A 17,428-nucleotide genomic window follows, 5' to 3' on the forward strand; every position below is an offset into this window, starting at 1 on the left:
GGCCAGACACGGGGGGAGCCGGCGATGGACGGACAGATCCGCAGAATCGAGCTGGACAACGGCGAGGTGGTGTACGCCCGGGTCAGCGCCGCCGCCGGAGGCTACGGCGCGTCCGACCGGGACGTCGGCGTCGGCGACCGGGCGGCGGCGAAGCTGGAGGAGCTGACCGAGCTGATCCAGCGGGTCGGCGGCACCGTGCTGGACGCCGCCTCCGCCGTGAAGCCGCACGAGGCGTCGATCTCGTTCGGCGTGGAGCTGAGCGTCAAGTCGGGCAAGGCCATCGCCGTACTCGCGGAGGGCGAGGCCAAGGCGTCCCTCCAGGTCACGCTCACCTGGCAGCTCGGCGACGGCGACGGTGCCGCGCCCGCCGCCGCGCCCGCGCCCACGAATGGCTGACGCCCACACCGACCTCGACGCACTCGTCCGTGAAGCCACCGTCCGCTTCCTGCCCGCGGACCCGGCCGACCCGCGCATGTGGGGCAGCGGCTTCCTGGTGGCGCCCGGGTGGGTGCTGACCTGCGCCCACGTCCTGCTGCCGTACCTGCGGGACGACCCCGGCCAGGAGTTCCGGGTCGCGGGCTCACCGGCGTACTACGGCATCGACCCCGTACCGGCGAAGCTGGAGCGCTGGCTGGTCAAGGACCCGTGGAGCGAGACGGTGCCGGCGGCCCAGGACCTGGCGCTGGTCCGGCTGTCGTCCGGCGACGGCGCCGAGCACCGGTGCGTGTGGCTCAGCGACCAGGCCGTCCTGCCCGTCGGCGACCGGCGGGTGTACGGCTTCCGGCCGGCGGACGACCCGGAGCAGCCCTACGAGATGTGGGCCGGGCACATCGCCGACAACGTGTCCGACGGCCGCTGCTCGATCCGGTTCACGCCCATGGCCGAGTTCCCGCCCGGCGTCTCCGGTGGACCCGTCCTCGACCCCGTCTCCGGCGCGGTCGTCGCCGTCACCAAGTTCGGCCGGTACGGCAAGGACGGCGGCGGGGCCGTCCCCATCGCCGCGCTGCGCGCCTTCGGCACGCTGTACCGGGACGTCATGGCGGAACACGACCTCTGGCACGCCCGTCACGCGGACAGTTTCGGAAGCTGGCTCCACCACCAGGAACTCCTCCTCGGCCAGGAACCCGGCAACGCCGACCTGTGGTCACCGGCCGACCAGGTCACCTCGCTGCGGCTGCTGGCCGGGCTGACCGACCCGCCCCCGCAGGGTGCCGTCGAGCGGCTCGCGCAGCGCGTGCGCAACGACCGGGCGCCGCTCGCCTACCCGCCGCCCACCGCCTGGCGGGACGGCCACGGCCTGCTGTACGGGCCGCACGGCCGGCCGTTCCCCGCCATCGCGTTCCTGCACTATCTGCGGCTGGTGTCGCTGCTGGTCAAGGACATGGGGGGCAAGGACGCCGCCACCGGGGCCGTGGAGGAGCTGGACGCCTGGATCACCGCGCGCACCCGGCGCGTGACGCCGTTCCAGCACCACCTGGTGACGGAGGCCAGGCTGCCCGACCTGGCGCCGGGCCCGCGCACCGGGCACGCGGCCGTGGGCGCGGCCCGGATACCGGACCGGGTCGTCATCCCGTACCCCGCCTCCGGTGACCGGGCCAGTGTCGTGGTGGTCGAGATCGAGCCCTTGCCGTACCGGAACCTGCACTGGCAGATCCGCATCGACGACGGCAGCGGCGACGGCGAGATCTTCGACTCGGAGAAGGACCCGGACGGGGTCGAACAGGCCAGGCTGCTGGAGCGGCTGCGGCGGCCGCTCGACGAGGCGTTCCAGATCGCCGACGCCGCCAACGGCCACCCGGCCGCGTGCGAAGTGGTCCTGCCGGCCGCCGACTTCGACACCCCGGTGCACCGCTGGCAGCTCGCGGAGATGGCCCGGCTCGGCGACGAGGCGCACCTGCCGATGGGCGTGCGCCGCCGCGTCGTCCTCCGTGACCTGGGCCGCCGGGGCCGCACCGACGAGGCGTGGACGCGGCGCTGGGAGGCGGTGGTGTCCGCCGGGCGCCTGTCCGCCGCCCGTACGCCGCCGGGCGGACAGTCGCCGAGGCGGCGGCACTTCACGGACATGGCGGCGTGCGACATCCCGGTGCTGTGCCGCCCGGCGGGCCGCGGCGCCGGGCGCAGGGCCATGGAGATGGCGCTCGAAACCGGCCACGGGATCGCCCTGTGGCACATCGAGGGGCACGCCAGGGCCACCGCGTGCGCCGGCGACTGCGACACCTTCCACCAGGGCGCCGCCGAGCTGCTCGGCGAGACGGCCGCCGCCCATGAACTCCCCGACCGGCTGCGCCGTATCAGAGAAGAGATACACGAAGGCCGCGACCAGGGGCACTGGGCCGAAGGGGTCGCGGTCCTCTACGACGACCCCGGTCGGCCGGTGCCCGCGGGGCCCCTGGGACTGTGGAGCTCACCGGCATGAAACAGACAGGTAGTTGGCCGGAAATCGGCCATGAGCGGCCGCTCGGCGGGTACGTTTTCAGGGGCCCGCTGTGGGCGCGCCTCGCCCCCGTCGGCCGGAACGCGGGTACCCACCGAACGCCGACGAGGAGCAGGTCATGGACGACTGGCTGATCTACCGGGGGCAGGGCCAGCCGGATCCGGAGCGCATCGGCCGGCTCCCCGACCCGCCCCGCTGGCGCCGCTTCAGCGGCGAACCGCTGCCGCACGAGGCGCCCCCCATCGACCACAGCAGCACCCGGCGGCTGGGCACCCGCGCGCCGCTGCCGATCCAGGACGAGGAAGCCCTCCAGCTCATCAACGCCGCCCTCTACCTGCGGCGCCCGCTGCTGGTGACCGGCGAACCGGGCTCCGGCAAGAGCACCCTCGCCCACGCCGTCGCCCACGAACTGGGCCTCGGCCGCGTCCTCCAGTGGCCGATCGTCTCCCGCAGCGAATTGCGCGACGGGCTGTACGCGTACGACGCCATCGGCCGCCTCCACGACGCCCAGTTGTCCCGTGAGCGGGACGGCGACGCGGCGGACGCCGGCCGAGTGGACGTCGGCGCGGCGGACGGCGACGGAGAGGACGGCGGCATCGGGCGCTACATCCGGCTCGGGCCCCTCGGCACCGCCCTGCTGCCCGGCCGCCGGCCGCGCGTGCTGCTCATCGACGAGCTGGACAAGAGCGACATCGACCTGCCCAACGACCTCCTCAACGTGCTGGAGGAGGGCGAGTTCCGCATCCCCGAACTGGAGCGCATCGCCGACCGCCCCGGGCAGCGCACCGTCCACGTCCTCGACGAGGACGGCCGTCGCGTCCCGGTCACCGAGGGCCGGGTGACGTGCCACGCCTTCCCGTTCGTCGTGATGACCAGCAACGGCGAGCGGGACTTCCCCGCCCCGCTGCTGCGGCGCTGCATCCACCTCAAGCTGGAGCCGCCCCGCAACGAACGGCTCGCCGCCCTCGTCCAGGCCCACTTCGGGGAGGGCGCGGAGGAGGACCACCGCGACCTCCTGGAGAGCTTCGCCGAAGGCGACCACAACGGCGAACTGCGCCTGACCGACCAGCTCCTCAACGCCATCTTCCTCACCCAGTTCGCGGCCCGCGAGGACCACGTCCGGCGCGAGGAGATCGCCGACCTGCTGATGCGCCCCCTCGACCAGCGCCCCCGGCGGTGACCCCGCCGTGCCCGCGACTCCCTCTCCCGCACCCGGCTCGGCGAGCGGCCTGCTCACCGAGCTGGTCGCGCGGCTGAGGGAGGCCGACCTCGGCCCCACCTGCGAGGAGGTCGCCGACGCGCTCTGGCTCGCCCAGTGGGTCACCCCCACCGGCCGCTCCGGCCCCGCCGACGGCGCCGCCGAGCCCGCCCCCCAACCCGCGCCGCCCGGCCCGTCCGGCGACGCCCACCCCCGCCCCGCACCCCTCCCGCCCGCACAGCCGCACGAGGCCGCCTCCGGCGGCGCACCGCGCGAGGGCCGCGCCGGGCTGTCCGCCCCGGGCGGCCCGGCCACCCACGGCGGCGGAGGCGACGGCGCCGACGGCGGCGCCCGGGTGTGGGTGCCCACCGCCGCCACCCTGCCCGACCCGATCGCCCTCCAGCGCGCGTTACGCCCCCTGCAACGGTTCCAGGCGCCCCGCGCGCCCGTCCGCCGCGTACTCGACGAACGCGCCACCGCCGACCGGGCCGCCGACACCGGGCTCACCGTGCCGGTGCTGCGCCGCGAACGCCGCCGCGAGGCGCGCGTCCAACTCCTCATGGACGTCTCGTCGTCCACCGTCGTCTGGCAGCAGACCCTGGAGGAGCTGCGCACCGTCTGCGAACGCGCCGGGGCCTTCCGCGACGTCAGCATCCGGTACCTGCACGCCCACCCCGACGGCACCCCCGGCGTCGCCACCACACCCACCAGGCCCGCCACCCCGCTGCGCTCGCCCGCCCAGCTCGCCGACCCCACGGGACGCAAGCTGACCCTGCTGCTCAGCGACTGCGCCGGCCCCATGTGGCGCAGCGGCGAACTGCACCGGCTGCTGCACCGGTGGGCCGCGACCGCGCCCGTCGCGGTCGTCCAGCCGCTGCCCCAGCGGATGTGGCGCAACGCCCGGCTGCCCGCCTGGCCCGGCGTCCTCCGCCGCCCCGAAGGGGCCGGCGGGCGGCTGACCTTCACCACCCGCGCCGCCCGGCCGCCCGGGGCCGTCCCCGTGCCCGTCCTGGCACCCAACCGGATCGCCCTGGAGACGTGGGCCCGGCTCGTCTCGGCCACCGGACAGCTCTCGCTGCCGGGCGCCGCCGGATGGGTCGGCGCCGGCCCGCCGCCCACCCCGCCCGGCCCCGCCACGCCCCCGCAGGTGACCCCCGCCGAGCGGGTGCGGGCCTTCCGCCGCCACGCCTCGCCGTCGGCGGTACGGCTCGCCGAGTACCTCTCCCTGGTCCCGCTGGTACTGCCGGTCATGCAGCTCGTCCAGCGGGCCATGCTGGTCGGCAGCGGGCCCGACGTCCTCGCGGAGGTGCTGCTCGGCGGGCTGCTCAGGCGCAGCGACGAGGACCACGAGGGCGACGACGCGACCGAACCCGCGTACGAGTTCCTCCCCGGCGTGCGCGAGGAGCTGATGGCGCGCCAGGAGGCCGGCGACGCCCACCTCGTCCTGAAGAAGTGCTCCCAGTACCTGGAACAGCGCTTCGGCACCGGCGTGCGCAACTTCCCCGCCATGGCCGCCGCCTACCTCGCGGGCACCGTGGAATCGCGGGGCGGGGCCGACGACCCGAGGCTGCGCCGGTTCGCGGTGGTCTCCACCCAGGTGCTGCGCCACTTCCTGGTGCCGCCCCCGGTGCCCACCGCCGCGTCCGACCCCGCCGACCTGGCCGCCCGCGCCCGCGAGAGACTGGACCGGTTCCGCCGCCAGAACACCGCCCGCGACCTCGACGCCGCCGTCCAGCTCCTGTCCGCCGCCGCACGGGCCACCACCGGCCGCGCCGAACAGGCACGGCTGTACGGGGAGCTGGCCGAGGCCCTGCTGGAGCGCTGGCGGGCCCGCGCCCTCGGGGAGGACCTCCGGGACGCGCTGGCGGCGGCGGAGCGGGCCGTGCCGGAGGCGCCGGGCGGGTACGGGACCCTGGCCCGGGTGCTGCGGCACATGGAGCAGCAGGTGGAGGCGGCCGGCGCGGACACGGACGCGGTGCCCGACCGGTTCCGGGAGGAAGCGGGCCGCGCTTCCCGGGGCCGCGAGGCGGAGCGCGGCGCGGCCGAGCCCGAGCCCGAGGCGGTGCGCTTCCTGCTGCTGATGTACGCCGAGGAGTGCCTGCGCGAGGCGTACGCCAGGGCCCCCGGGAGGGACGGGAGGACGGCGCTCGCCCACGTCCGGCTGCTCCAGCGGCTGGCCGTCGAGTTCGCCGAGCAGGCGGTCCGGCTGCTCGACCCCGCCCCGGAGGGGCCGGACCAGTGGGCCGCCGGCCTGATCAGCCGGGCCCTCGACGTACTGGACGCGGCCGATCCGCTGCGTCCCCCGGAGGCCGTGCGGTACTTCCGCGGGCTGCTCTTCCTCCACCTGGCCCGCCGGCGCGGTGCCGTCCGCCCCGAAGCCGTCCCCGACCTGGCACGCACCGCGGCCGACGAACTGACCCACGCGCTGCCCGCGCTGGAGGACGCACTCGCGCACCGGGCGGCGCCGGAGGAGGGGCGGGACTGGACGCCGCGGCCCGTGGACCTGTTCACGGGCTGGACGGCGGTCGCCTCCGCCGAGGAGCTCGCCGCGTCCGGTGCCACGGCCCTCACCCGCGTACGGCGCGCCCTGGAACGGGCACGGGCGGTCGCCGAGCGGTACCCGGCCTGGGAGGGCCGGGACGAGCAGTTGGCGGACTGCCTCCAGCAGACGGTACGGATCTGGCTCCAGCTCCACGGGCCGGACGACGGGCACGAGCCCGTCGAGGAGACGATCGCCATCCTGGAGGAGGCGCTGCGGCTCGCCCCCTCGGGCACCCCGCTGCACCGGGAGGTACTGATCAAGTACGGCAGTACGCTCCTCGTCCGCAAGCCGGCCGAGCTGGAGGAGGTGGAGGCCGTCGTCCGCATCTTCCGCGAGGCGGTCGACTTCGCCTCCGAGGCGTCGGAGGAGCTGGCCACGTACCGCGTCCAGCTCGGCCACGCCCTCTACCAGCGCTTCCGGCTGCGCGGTGCGCTCACCGACCTGCACGAGGCCGACTGGATACTCGGCGCCGGAGCGCGGGGCACCGGCGACCCCGGGATCTCCGGCCTCGCCTGGACGCTCCGCGGCGACGTCGCCGTCGAGCTCCAGCGCACGACCGGCGCAACGGTACGGCTGACGGAGGCGGCCGGACACTACCACCGCGCGGCCGAGGACGCGCTGGCGACGGGCAACGCCGCCCTGGCCGCGGCCGCGCTGCGCAAGCGGGCCGCGTGCCTGGAGGAGACGGCGGGGCCGGACCGCGCCCTCGCCGAGTACCGCAAGGCCCTCCGGCTGCTGGAGGGCACCCACGACGCGGAGGTCCTCATCTCGGCGCTCCAGCACGACATCGCGCGGCTGCGGCCCGGCAAGGCGAAAGCATGAGCGCAGCCCGCGTACCGGGTGACGTACCGCTGCCCGAATTCCCCGTGCTCGCCGCGATGACCCGGGACGACGGACCGGTGACCGGCCACCCGGTACTGGACGCGGTCCTGGCCGCCGTACGGGAGCGGGCCGGTGAGTCCGTCGTCGCCTACTACGACGACGCACCCGAAGCCACGCCATGACCGCCCCCGTACCGGCCGCCACCGAACCGCTCTGGCCGCACCGGGCACTGGACACCTCCCGCCTCCGCCCCGTGCCGCTGCGGCAGTTCGTGCTGAAGGTCCACAGCCGCTGCAACCTCGCCTGCACCTACTGCTACATCTACCGGGGCCCCGACACGAGCTGGCGCGAGCGCCCGGCCCGGGTGGACGCCCGGACCATGCGGCAGACCGCCCGGCGCATCGCCGAGCACGCCGCCACCCACCGGCTGGACCGCATCCGGGTCGACCTGCACGGCGGCGAGCCGCTCCTCGGCGGGCCCGGCACGGTCCTCACCTACGCCCGCGCCGTCCGCGAGGCGCTGCCCGGCCACTGCGCGGCGAGCGTCTGCGTACAGACCAACGGCACGCTCCTGACCGAACGGACCCTGGACCGGCTGGCCGCCGACGGCATCCGCGTCGGGCTCAGTCTCGACGGCGGGACCCGGGCCCACAACAAGCGCCGCGTCGACCACGCCGGACGCCCCTCCTGGCCCGCCGCCGCCCGCGCCGCCCGGCTCCTGGCCCGCCGGGGCGACGGCTACGCCGGGGTGCTGTGCACCGTCGACGCCACCGCCCCGCCCGCCGAGGTGTACGCGTCCCTCGTCGCGCTCGGCGCGCCCCGCGTCGACTTCCTCCTCCCGCACGCCAACTGGGCCTGTCCGCCGCCCGCCGTGCCGCCCGCCCGGCCCGGCAGACGGCCCCGCCCCACGCCCTACGGCGATTGGCTGGCCGAGGTGTTCGACCTGTGGTGGCACGAAGGCCGGATGGTGACCAAGGTCAGGGTGTTCGGCGAGATCCTGGCCCTGCTGCTCGGCGCGCCCAGCGCCACCGAGTCCGTCGGCCTGTCACCGATGGCCGCCGTCGTCGTCGACACGGACGGCTCCATCGAGCAGGCCGACTCGCTCAAGTCGGCCTACCACGGCGCCCCCTCCACCGGCCTCGACGTCTTCCGCCACGGTTTCGACCGGGCGCTGCGCCACCCCGGCATCGCCGCCCGGCAGCTCGGCGCGGCCGGGCTCGCCGCCGAGTGCCGGGCCTGCCCGGTGGTGCGGGTGTGCGGCGGCGGCAACTACGCCCACCGGTACGCACCACGCACCGGATTCCTGCACCCCAGCGTCTACTGCGCCGACCTCGAACGCCTCGTACGTCATGTGGCGGACCGGCTGTGTGAGCTGGAAGACATCCGTCACTGTTCGCGAACCGGCCCTCACTGACCGGAAACTGACGCACAATCGAATGACTCCAATCAACTCGCGCACGAGGCTGACTCATCGAGGAGACCTCCGCATGACCGAAGACTCCCAGCACATCACGGTGGTCTTCGCCGGACAGAGCGAACGCTGGGCCGCCTGGGTCGACGAGGAACTCCTGACCGCGGGCTTCCGCACCGAACTGGTCCGCTGGGACCCGCTGCGCCGCCCGCCGGAGGGCTCCGCGCTCACCGGCCTGCTCGCCGCGCCGGGCCGCGTCCTGCTCATGCTGGACGACTGGTACCTCCGCTTCGACTCCGGCCGCTACCGCGCCTGGGCCGACGTCCTGCGCGACGTCGTCCCCGCCCACCGCGACCGGTTCGCCGCGCTCAGCGTCACCGCCCGCCCGCTGCCCGAGGCCGCCCGGGCACTCGACCCCGTCGAGCTGCGCGGCGTGGGCCGCGACGAGGCCAGGCGCCGGCTCCTCGGCCTGTTCGGCGTCACCGTGCCCCGCGCCACCGGCGTCGCCCTCGAACGCCGCCGCCGCTTCCCCGACGACCTGCCGCCCGTGTGGAACGTCCCCCGCCGCAACCGCGGCTTCACCGGCCGCCGGGAGATCCTGGAGCGGCTGCGCGCCCTGCTCGCCGAGGGCCGGGGCGGCGGCACGTCCATCGTCGCCCTGCACGGGCCGGGCGGCGTCGGCAAGACGCAGATCGCCATGGAGTACGCACACCGGTACGCGGGCGAGTACGACACCGTCTGGTGGGTCCGCGCCGCCTCCACCACCACCGCCAGGGAGAACCTCGCCGCCCTCGCCGGCGAACTGGGCATCCGGGACGGCGGTGAACTCGGGCCCCTCATCGACGCCGTACACCGCGCCCTGCGCGCCACCGACCAGCGCTGGCTGCTCGTCCTCGACGCGGCCGAGGATCCCGACCGGCTCGCCGGCCTGCTCCCCGAGGGCAACGGCCACGTCCTCATCACCAGCCACCGGCAGTCCTGGTCGTCCCACGGGGCCGAGCTGATCGAGGTCTCCCGCTTCGAACGCGTCGAGAGCGTCGCCTACGCCTGCCGGCGCGCCACCCGGCTGACCGAGCAGGAGGCCGACCGGCTCGCCGACGCCCTGGAGGACCTTCCGCTGCTCATCGACCAGATGGCCGCCTGGCTGGACGCCCACCCGACGACCCCGGTGAGCCGGTACGTGGCGGAGATCCGCGACGCCAGCCCCAGCGTCTTCGGCGTCGTGGCGGGCGGCGACGAACCACGGCCCTTCCAGGCCGTGTGGGCCATGGCCGTCAACACCCTCCACGAGGACGCCCCCGAGGCCCACGAGCTGCTGAAGCTGCTCGCCTACTTCTCCGCCGACGTCGTCCCCGTACGCCTCCTGCAGTCCGCGCGCTCCGCCGACCTGCCGCCGCACCTGGCCCGCATGGCGTCCGAGCCCAGTAGCTGGAACTCCGCCCTGCGCACCCTGTCCGAGTCCACCGCCATGTGGCTGGAGTACGAGACCGGCCCGCAGGCCGACACGCTCACCGTCGGCACGCTGCGCATGCACCGCCTCTTCCACCGCTTCGTCCGCGACAGCCTGCCGCCCGAGGACCGCAAGTACGCCTCCCAGACCGCCTGCCGCGTCCTGGTGGCCGCCGACCCGCGCGAGCCCACCCAGCCCCAGCACTGGACCCGGTACGCCGAACTCATCCCGCACCTGGAGCCCTCCGGCGCGCTGGAGTCCGACGATGAGGACGTCCGCACACTGGTCCTCAACTGCGTGGAGTACCTGCGGATGCGCGGCGAGGCCGAGGAGGGCCTGCGCATCACCGGCAAGGCGCTCGGACACTGGTCCGCCGCCTCCGGCCCCACCGACAGCAAGGTGCTGGTCATGGCCCTCCAGCACGCCAACATGCAGCGCGTCATGGGCCGTTACGCCGACGCCGAGGACACCGGCCGGGCCATCCTGCGCGACCTCGCCGCCGCCGGGGCAGACGGGCGGGGCGTCGAGACGCTGCGCGCCGTCAACGGCCTCGGCGGCACCCTGATGGCGCTCGGCAAGTACGACGAAGCGAGCGGCCTGTACCAGCGCTCCGCGGACGACGCGGCCGCGCTGCTCGGCGACCGGGTACCCCTCACCCTGCGGCTGCGCACCAACCTGGCCACCGCCCTGGGGCTCCAGGGCCGGTACGAGGAGTCCCTCGCCCTGCACCGCGAGGTCCTCCGGGCGCGGGTCGCGGTGCACGGCGGGAAGAACCAGCTCACCCTGCTCTCCGCCCTGAACACCGCCTGGGTGCTGCGCCTGCTCGGCAGGTACGGGGAGGCGCTCGCCATCCAGGAGCAGAACAGCCGGCTGCACCGCCAGGTGCTCGACCGCGACCACTCCCAGACGCTCCAGGCCGAGCACAACCTCGCCCTGTGCATGCGCCGGGAGGGCCACCTGCCCTACGCCCGCGCCATGATGCGCTCGGTGCTGGAGCGGCTGGTCCGCCGACGGGGCCGGCACCACCCGGAGACGCTGCTGGTCTCCTCCGACTACGCGATGCTGCTGCGCGTCGCGGGCGAGCCGGAGCAGGCCCTCGCCCTGGCGGAGCGGACGGCCGAGCTGTACGCCGCCCAGCTCGGCAAGGGCCACCCGTACGCGATCGGGGCGCGTGACAACCGCGCGCTCGTCCTCCGCGACCTGGGCGAGCACCGGGCGGCGCACGCGCTGGCGGAGGAGACCCTGGCGCGGATGCGCCGGGCGCTCGGCCCGGACCACGTGTGGAGCCTCGGCAGCGCGATGAACACCGCCGGGGCGCGCGCCGCCACCGGTGACCTGGCGGGCGCGGTGGCACTCGGCCGGGACGCCCTGGAACGGGCCCGGGCGCGGGTGGGGGAGGACCACGTGCTGACGGTCAACCTCCAGGCCGGGCTGGCGCTGGACCTCAGGGCGGCCGGCGCCGCGGAGGAGGCCGACCGGCTGGAGCGGGACGCGCTGCGCCGGCTCGGCGCCACCCTCGGCGAGGACCACCCGCAGACCCGGTACATGCGGGGCGGCCTCCGCCCGTACTGGGACTTCGAGCCGCAGCCCTACTGACGGCCCCGCACACGCCGGAGGGCCCGGCCCCGCATCACGCGGAACCGGGCCCTCCCGCTCGTACAGGTGCCGGTCAGGCGTCGAAGACCTCGTTGACGAGCTGCACCTGCTCGGCCTGGTGGCGCTTGGCCGAGCCGACCGCCGGGGACGAGCTGTGCGGCCGCGAGATGCGGCGCAGGCGCTCACCGTGCGGGATGTCGGCGCCGACCGCCAGGTCGAGGTGGTCGATCAGGTTGAGCGCGATGAACGGCCAGGCACCCTGGTTCGCCGGCTCCTCCTGGGCCCAGATGTACTTCTCGGCGTTCGGGTACTTGGCGATCTCGGCCTGGAGCTCCGCACCCGGCAGCGGGTACAGGCGCTCCAGGCGGATGATCGCCGTGTCCGTGACACCGCGCTTGACCCGCTCGGCCTCCAGGTCGTAGTAGACCTTGCCGGAGCAGAAGACGACCTTGCGGACCGCGTTCGCGTCCACGGTGTCGTCGCCGATCACCGGGCGGAAGCCGCCGGTGGTGAACTCCTCCGCCTTCGACGCGGCCGCCTTCAGGCGCAGCATCGACTTCGGGGTGAAGACGACCAGCGGCTTGTGGTGCGGGTTGTGCACCTGCCACCGCAGGAGGTGGAAGTAGTTCGACGGCAGCGTCGGCATGGCGACCGTCATGTTGTTCTGCGCGCAGAGCTGGAGGAAGCGCTCCGGGCGGGCCGAGGAGTGGTCCGGGCCCTGGCCCTCGTAGCCGTGCGGCAGCAGCAGCGTGACGCCGGAGGTCTGGCCCCACTTCTGCTCGGCCGAGGAGATGAACTCGTCCACGACGGTCTGCGCGCCGTTGACGAAGTCACCGAACTGGGCCTCCCACATCACCAGGGCGTCCGGGCGGGCCAGCGAGTAGCCGTACTCGAAGCCCATCGCCGCGTACTCGCTGAGCAGCGAGTCATAGACGTTGTAGCGGGCCTGGTCGTCGGAGAGGTACTGGAGCGGGGTGTAGTCCTCGCCGGTCTCCTGGTCGACCAGCACCGCGTGGCGCTGGCCGAAGGTGCCGCGGCGGGTGTCCTGGCCGGCGAGCCGGACCGGGGTGCCCTCCATCAGCAGCGAGCCGATGGCGAGGGTCTCGCCCATGCCCCAGTCGATCGTGCCGTCGTCGATGGAGGCGGCACGGCGCTGGAGCTGCGGCATCAGGCGCGGGTGCACCTTGATGCGGTCGGGGATGTTGACCTGCGACTCGGCGATCCGCTTCACGACCTCCTGGGAGACCGCGGTGGTGACGGCGACCGGGAACTCGGCCTGGGCGTCCGGCACGTGCGCCGGGCCGGGCTGCGAGGTGGCCTCGCGGACCTCCGCGAACACCTTCTCGAGCTGGCCCTGGAAGTCCTGGAGCGCCTGCTCCGCCTCTTCCAGCGTGATGTCGCCGCGACCGATCAGCGACTCGGTGTAGAGCTTGCGCACCGAGCGCTTCTTGTCGATCAGGTTGTACATCTGCGGGTTGGTGAACTGCGGGTTGTCGCCCTCGTTGTGACCGCGGCGGCGGTAGCAGATGAGGTCGATCACGACGTCCTTGTTGAACGTCTGGCGGAACTCGAAGGCCAGCCGCGCCACGCGGACCACGGCCTCCGGGTCGTCGCCGTTCACGTGGAAGATCGGCGCCTCGATCATGCGGGCCACGTCGGTCGCGTACATCGACGAACGCGACGACTCCGGGGCGGCGGTGAAGCCGACCTGGTTGTTGATGACGATGTGGACCGTGCCGCCGGTGCGGTAGCCGCGGAGCTGCGACATGTTGAGCGTCTCGGCGACGACGCCCTGGCCCGCGAAGGCCGCGTCACCGTGCAGGGCGACGGGCAGGACGGTGAAGTCCGTGCCGCCCTTGTTGATGACGTCCTGCTTGGCGCGGACGACACCCTCCAGGACCGGGTCGACCGCCTCCAGGTGCGAGGGGTTGGCGACCAGCGAGACCTTGATCTGCTCGCCGTCCAGGCCGGTGAAGGTGCCCTCGGCGCCCAGGTGGTACTTCACGTCGCCGGAGCCGTGCATCGACTTCGGGTCGAGGTTGCCCTCGAACTCGCGGAAGATCTGCGCGTACGACTTGCCGACGATGTTCGCCAGGACGTTGAGCCGGCCGCGGTGGGCCATGCCGATGACGACCTCGTCCAGGCGCGACTCGGCCGCGGAGTCGATGACCGCGTCCAGCAGCGGGATGACGGACTCGCCGCCCTCCAGCGAGAACCGCTTCTGGCCGACGTACTTGGTCTGGAGGAACGTCTCGAACGCCTCGGCGGCGTTCAGGCGGCGCAGGATGCGGAGCTGCTCCTCGCGCTCCGGCTTGGAGTGCGGACGCTCGACGCGGTCCTGGATCCACTTGCGCTGCTTGGGGTCCTGGATGTGCATGAACTCGATGCCGGTGGTGCGGCAGTACGAGTCGCGCAGCACGCCGAGGATGTCGCGCAGCTTCATCATGGACTTGCCGCCGAAGCCGCCGACCGCGAACTCCCGCTCCAGGTCCCAGAGCGTCAGGCCGTGCTCGGTGATGTCCAGGTCGGGGTGCTTGCGCTGGCGGTACTCCAGCGGGTCGGTGTCGGCCATGACGTGGCCGCGGACCCGGTAGGAGTGGATCAGCTCGAAGACGCGCGCGGCCTTGGTGACGTCGTCGTCGTGCGACGCGTCGATGTCCTTGAGCCAGCGGACCGGCTCGTAGGGGATGCGCAGCGACTCGAAGATGTCGTCGTAGAAGCCGTTCTCGCCGAGGAGCAGGTTCGCGACGATACGGAGGAACTCGCCCGACGCGGCACCCTGGATGACCCGGTGGTCGTACGTCGAGGTGAGGGTCATCACCTTGGAGATGCCCAGCTTGTTCAGGGTGTCCTGGGAGGTGCCCTGGAACTCGGCCGGGTAGTCCATCGAGCCGACGCCCATGATGACCGACTGACCGGGCATCAGACGCGGCACGGAGTGGACGGTGCCGAGCCCGCCGGGGTTGGTCAGCGAGACGGTGACGCCGGTGAAGTCGTCCATCGTCAGCTTGTTGTTGCGGGCGCGGCGGACGATGTCCTCGTACGCCTGCCAGAACTCGAAGAAGCCGAGCGTCTCGGCCTTCTTGATGCCCGCGACGACCAACTGGCGCTCGCCGTTCGGCTTCACCAGGTCGATCGCCAGACCGAAGTTGACGTGCTCCGGCTTGACCAGGACCGGCTTGCCGTCCTTCTCCCCGTAGGAGTAGTTCATCGACGGCATGGCCTTGATGGCCTGCACCATCGCGTACCCGATGAGGTGCGTGAAGGAGATCTTCCCGCCACGGGCGCGCTTGAGGTGGTTGTTGATGACGATGCGGTTGTCGAACAGCAGCTTCACCGGGACGGCGCGGACGGACGTGGCCGTCGGCAGCTCCAGCGAGGCGTTCATGTTCTTCGCGACCGCGGCGGCCGGGCCGCGCAGCGGCACGTACTCGGGACCGGCGGGGGCGGTGGCCTCTCCCGCGGGGGCGGCGGCCTTGGCGGCCGGGGCCTTCGCGGCGGGTGCGGCCTTCGCGGCCGGGGCCGGCGCCTTCGCGGGAGCAGCGGCCTGTGCGGGTGCCGCTGCTGCCGGCTGCGCCGGGGTGGCCGGGGCCTGGGCCGCAGCACGGGGCGCGGGCTGCGCCGGGGCCGGGGCGGGCGCGGTGGCCGCAGCCCCCGCGGCTACGGCACCCTCGCCCGCGGGCTTGTCCGCCGAGCCGGACGCGGCGCCCGGCTTGTAGTCGGCGAAGAAGTCCCACCAGGCACGGTCGACCGAATTCGGGTCCTGGAGGTACTGCTGGTAGATCTCGTCGACGAGCCACTCATTGGCACCGAACGCGGCGGCGGGGTTCGAAGGCCCCTGCCCGTCTTGGTCGGTCGAGACGCTTGGGTTACTGGGGGACTGAGACGACACGGCGGCAACCGCCCTCTTCCGCTTCACAAGGTGATGGACAGCGGAAATAAAGGCTACGCCTCCCTGGCCGGGACGTGCAGACCGGGCGTGCCATCGTCGCGTAGATCACATCCGGAGACGTGTTTCGGCGCAGGAAATGGCGGGAAACAAGCGTGGTTGCCTTGTGTATGGGTAGGGGGCAGCGCGGCTGCGCCCCTCGATGACGCACACCCTTGACCGGCAACATGCAGAACGCGTGCTTCCGGTTCGAACCCTACGTCAACCGCGCGGCTGAGGGATCCCTGGAAGGGTGACCTGGATCCGGCATCCACGTGCGGATTCGGCCACCCCGATGCGCCCGCCGTGCAGATCGACCGCCCAGCGGGCGATCGCCAGCCCCAGGCCCGTACCGCCGTCGCTGTCCGGGCCGTGCGGCGAGGGGACGCTGCCCCGGTTGAACCGCTCGAAGACCTTGTGCCGCTCCGACTCCGGGATGCCCGGCCCCTCGTCCAGCACTTCCAGGTCCAGCGACTCCGGCAGCGGCCCGCGCCGGGCCCGGACGGTCACGCGGCCGTGCGGCGGGGAGTGCTTCACGGCGTTGTCGATCAGGTTCGCCACCACCTGGTGCAGCCGCTCGCTGTCCGCGTGGGCGGTCAGCTCGGGCGGCGAGACGTCCAGGTGGAGGTGGACGTCCGTACGGCTGTGGCTGCCCGACCCGGAGCTGAGCCCGCGCTGCGCGGCGGCCAGGTTGGCCTCCTTCAGCACGCCCGACAGGTACGGCCACACCTCGAAGCGCCGCGACCGGAGCGGTACGACACCGTTGTCGAGCCGTGACAGATCCAGCAGCGTCTCGACCAGCCGGCCCAGCCGCTCGGTCTGCTTCAGGGCGGTGCGCATGGTCTCGGGGTCGGCGGCGGAGACGCCGTCCACGACGTTCTCCAGCACCGCGCGCAGCGCCGCGATCGGCGTGCGCAGCTCGTGCGAGACGTTGGCCACCAGCTCCTTGCGGTGCCGGTCCACCGCCTCCAGGTCGTCCGCCATGCGGTTGATCGTGCAGGCCAGGTCGCCGAGCTCGTCGCGGCGGTCGGCGCCACGCACCCGGCGGGTGTAGTCGCCGTGCGAGATGGCCTTGGCGACCGTGTTCATCTCGTCCAGCGGCGCGGTCAGGCCGTGGGCCACGAACTGGGTGATCAGCAGCGTGGCGATCACCGAGAAGACGGTGATGAAACGCAGCTCGGTCTCCGTGCGCAGGGCCACCATCAGCAGGCCGGTCGTGATGAAGACCGAGACGACGACGAGGGTGCCCAGTTTGGTCTTGATCGAGATCGAGACCGAGCGCAGCCGGGACCGGAGCGACCTCATGGCGCGGGCGTCTCCAGTGCGTAGCCGACGCCGTGCACCGTACGGATCCGCTCGGCACCGATCTTGCGGCGCAGCGCCTTGATGTGGCTGTCCACGGTCCGGGTGCCCGACGCGTCCGCCCAGTCCCACACCTCGGCGAGGAGCTGCTCGCGGGAGAGGACCGCGCGGGGCGTGTTCGCCAGGCAGACCAGCAGGTCGAACTCCGTCGGGGTGAGGTGGACGTCGTCGCCCTTGACGCGTACGCGCCGCTGGGCGTGGTCGATCTCCAGCTCGCCGAGGCGCAGGATCCCGCTGCGGGGCGTGACGGCGGCCAGCGCCGCCCGCTCCACCCGGCGCAGCAGCACGTGCACCCGGGCCGCGAGCTCCCGCATCGAGAACGGCTTGGTCATGTAGTCGTCGGCGCCGACCCCGAGGCCGACCAGCATGTCGGTCTCGTCGTCGCGGGCCGTCAGCATCAGCACCGGCACCGGCCGCTGGGCCTGGACCCGGCGGCACACCTCCAGGCCGTCGAAGCCCGGGAGCATGACGTCGAGCACCATCAGGTCGGGCTGCCACGCCTCGGCGGCGTCCACGGCCGCCGGGCCGTCGGTGGCCGTCTGCACCAGGAAGCCCTCGGCCCGCAACCGGGCGGAGATGGCCTCGACGATGGTGGTGTCGTCCTCGACGACCAGCACTCGGCGCTGTGTACCCGGCGCGACCGCCGTACCGGTGTGGCTGGTGTGTGTCTGCTCCATCGCCCCGC

General features: G+C 73.6%; 10 protein-coding genes. 7 read left to right on the forward strand and 3 right to left on the reverse strand.

Features of this window, described 5'->3' with window-relative positions; genetic code table 11:
- Positions 1 to 24: 24 nt before the first annotated feature.
- The 7 genes from ACZ46W_RS08450 to fxsT all read left to right on the forward strand — a co-directional run bounded on the left by ACZ46W_RS08450 (position 25) and on the right by fxsT (position 11,453).
- Entirely contained in the window at positions 25 to 396 is a 372-nt protein-coding gene (locus ACZ46W_RS08450; protein WP_468333376.1) for a CU044_2847 family protein, read from the forward strand.
- Positions 389 to 2,416: a VMAP-C domain-containing protein gene (locus ACZ46W_RS08455; RefSeq protein WP_468333379.1), complete on the forward strand. Its 2,028-nt coding sequence runs from the start codon at positions 389 to 391 to the stop codon at positions 2,414 to 2,416. Before ACZ46W_RS08450 ends, ACZ46W_RS08455 begins: the two co-directional genes overlap by 8 nt.
- Before the next feature lie 136 nt (positions 2,417 to 2,552).
- Complete coding sequence (locus ACZ46W_RS08460; RefSeq protein WP_468333382.1) at positions 2,553 to 3,614, forward strand: AAA family ATPase; 1,062 nt, start codon at positions 2,553 to 2,555, stop codon at positions 3,612 to 3,614.
- 7 nt (positions 3,615 to 3,621) lie between these two features.
- A complete protein-coding gene (locus ACZ46W_RS08465) occupies positions 3,622 to 6,996 on the forward strand; it encodes an SAV_2336 N-terminal domain-related protein (protein WP_468333385.1) in 3,375 nt (1,124 codons plus the stop codon).
- Complete coding sequence (locus ACZ46W_RS08470; RefSeq protein ID WP_468333388.1) at positions 6,993 to 7,178, forward strand: hypothetical protein; 186 nt, start codon at positions 6,993 to 6,995, stop codon at positions 7,176 to 7,178. The genes ACZ46W_RS08465 and ACZ46W_RS08470 overlap by 4 nt, the downstream gene beginning before the upstream one ends.
- A complete protein-coding gene (locus ACZ46W_RS08475) occupies positions 7,175 to 8,410 on the forward strand; it encodes an FxsB family cyclophane-forming radical SAM/SPASM peptide maturase (protein WP_468333391.1) in 1,236 nt (411 codons plus the stop codon). The genes ACZ46W_RS08470 and ACZ46W_RS08475 overlap by 4 nt, the downstream gene beginning before the upstream one ends.
- A gap of 73 nt (positions 8,411 to 8,483) precedes the next feature.
- Positions 8,484 to 11,453 (forward strand): FxSxx-COOH system tetratricopeptide repeat protein, encoded by a 2,970-nt coding sequence (fxsT, locus tag ACZ46W_RS08480; protein WP_468333394.1) that lies wholly within the window; start codon positions 8,484 to 8,486, stop codon positions 11,451 to 11,453.
- A gap of 73 nt (positions 11,454 to 11,526) precedes the next feature.
- On the opposite strand, the gene ACZ46W_RS08485 is transcribed toward fxsT, so the two are convergent.
- The 3 genes from ACZ46W_RS08485 to ACZ46W_RS08495 form a co-directional block, all read right to left on the reverse strand.
- Positions 11,527 to 15,345: a multifunctional oxoglutarate decarboxylase/oxoglutarate dehydrogenase thiamine pyrophosphate-binding subunit/dihydrolipoyllysine-residue succinyltransferase subunit gene (locus ACZ46W_RS08485; protein WP_468333397.1), complete on the reverse strand. Its 3,819-nt coding sequence runs from the start codon at positions 15,343 to 15,345 to the stop codon at positions 11,527 to 11,529.
- 258 nt (positions 15,346 to 15,603) lie between these two features.
- A complete protein-coding gene (locus ACZ46W_RS08490) occupies positions 15,604 to 16,686 on the reverse strand; it encodes a HAMP domain-containing sensor histidine kinase (RefSeq protein ID WP_468333400.1) in 1,083 nt (360 codons plus the stop codon).
- Positions 16,683 to 17,420, reverse strand: coding sequence for a response regulator transcription factor (locus ACZ46W_RS08495; RefSeq protein ID WP_366127482.1), 738 nt, complete (start codon positions 17,418 to 17,420; stop codon positions 16,683 to 16,685). Before ACZ46W_RS08495 ends, ACZ46W_RS08490 begins: the two co-directional genes overlap by 4 nt.
- Positions 17,421 to 17,428 lie beyond the last annotated feature (8 nt).

The sequence above is a fragment of the Streptomyces sp. NPDC031064 genome (assembly GCF_055570965.1).

Coding starts and splice junctions, on each gene's coding strand:
- ACZ46W_RS08475 (WP_468333391.1), top strand. CDS start 7,175: ATGACCGCCCCCGTACCGGCCGCCACCGAACCGCTCTGGCCGCACCGG.
- ACZ46W_RS08460 (WP_468333382.1), top strand. CDS start 2,553: ATGGACGACTGGCTGATCTACCGGGGGCAGGGCCAGCCGGATCCGGAG.
- fxsT (WP_468333394.1), top strand. CDS start 8,484: ATGACCGAAGACTCCCAGCACATCACGGTGGTCTTCGCCGGACAGAGC.
- ACZ46W_RS08490 (WP_468333400.1), bottom strand. CDS start 16,686: ATGAGGTCGCTCCGGTCCCGGCTGCGCTCGGTCTCGATCTCGATCAAG.
- ACZ46W_RS08495 (WP_366127482.1), bottom strand. CDS start 17,420: ATGGAGCAGACACACACCAGCCACACCGGTACGGCGGTCGCGCCGGGT.
- ACZ46W_RS08455 (WP_468333379.1), top strand. CDS start 389: ATGGCTGACGCCCACACCGACCTCGACGCACTCGTCCGTGAAGCCACC.
- ACZ46W_RS08450 (WP_468333376.1), top strand. CDS start 25: ATGGACGGACAGATCCGCAGAATCGAGCTGGACAACGGCGAGGTGGTG.
- ACZ46W_RS08470 (WP_468333388.1), top strand. CDS start 6,993: ATGAGCGCAGCCCGCGTACCGGGTGACGTACCGCTGCCCGAATTCCCC.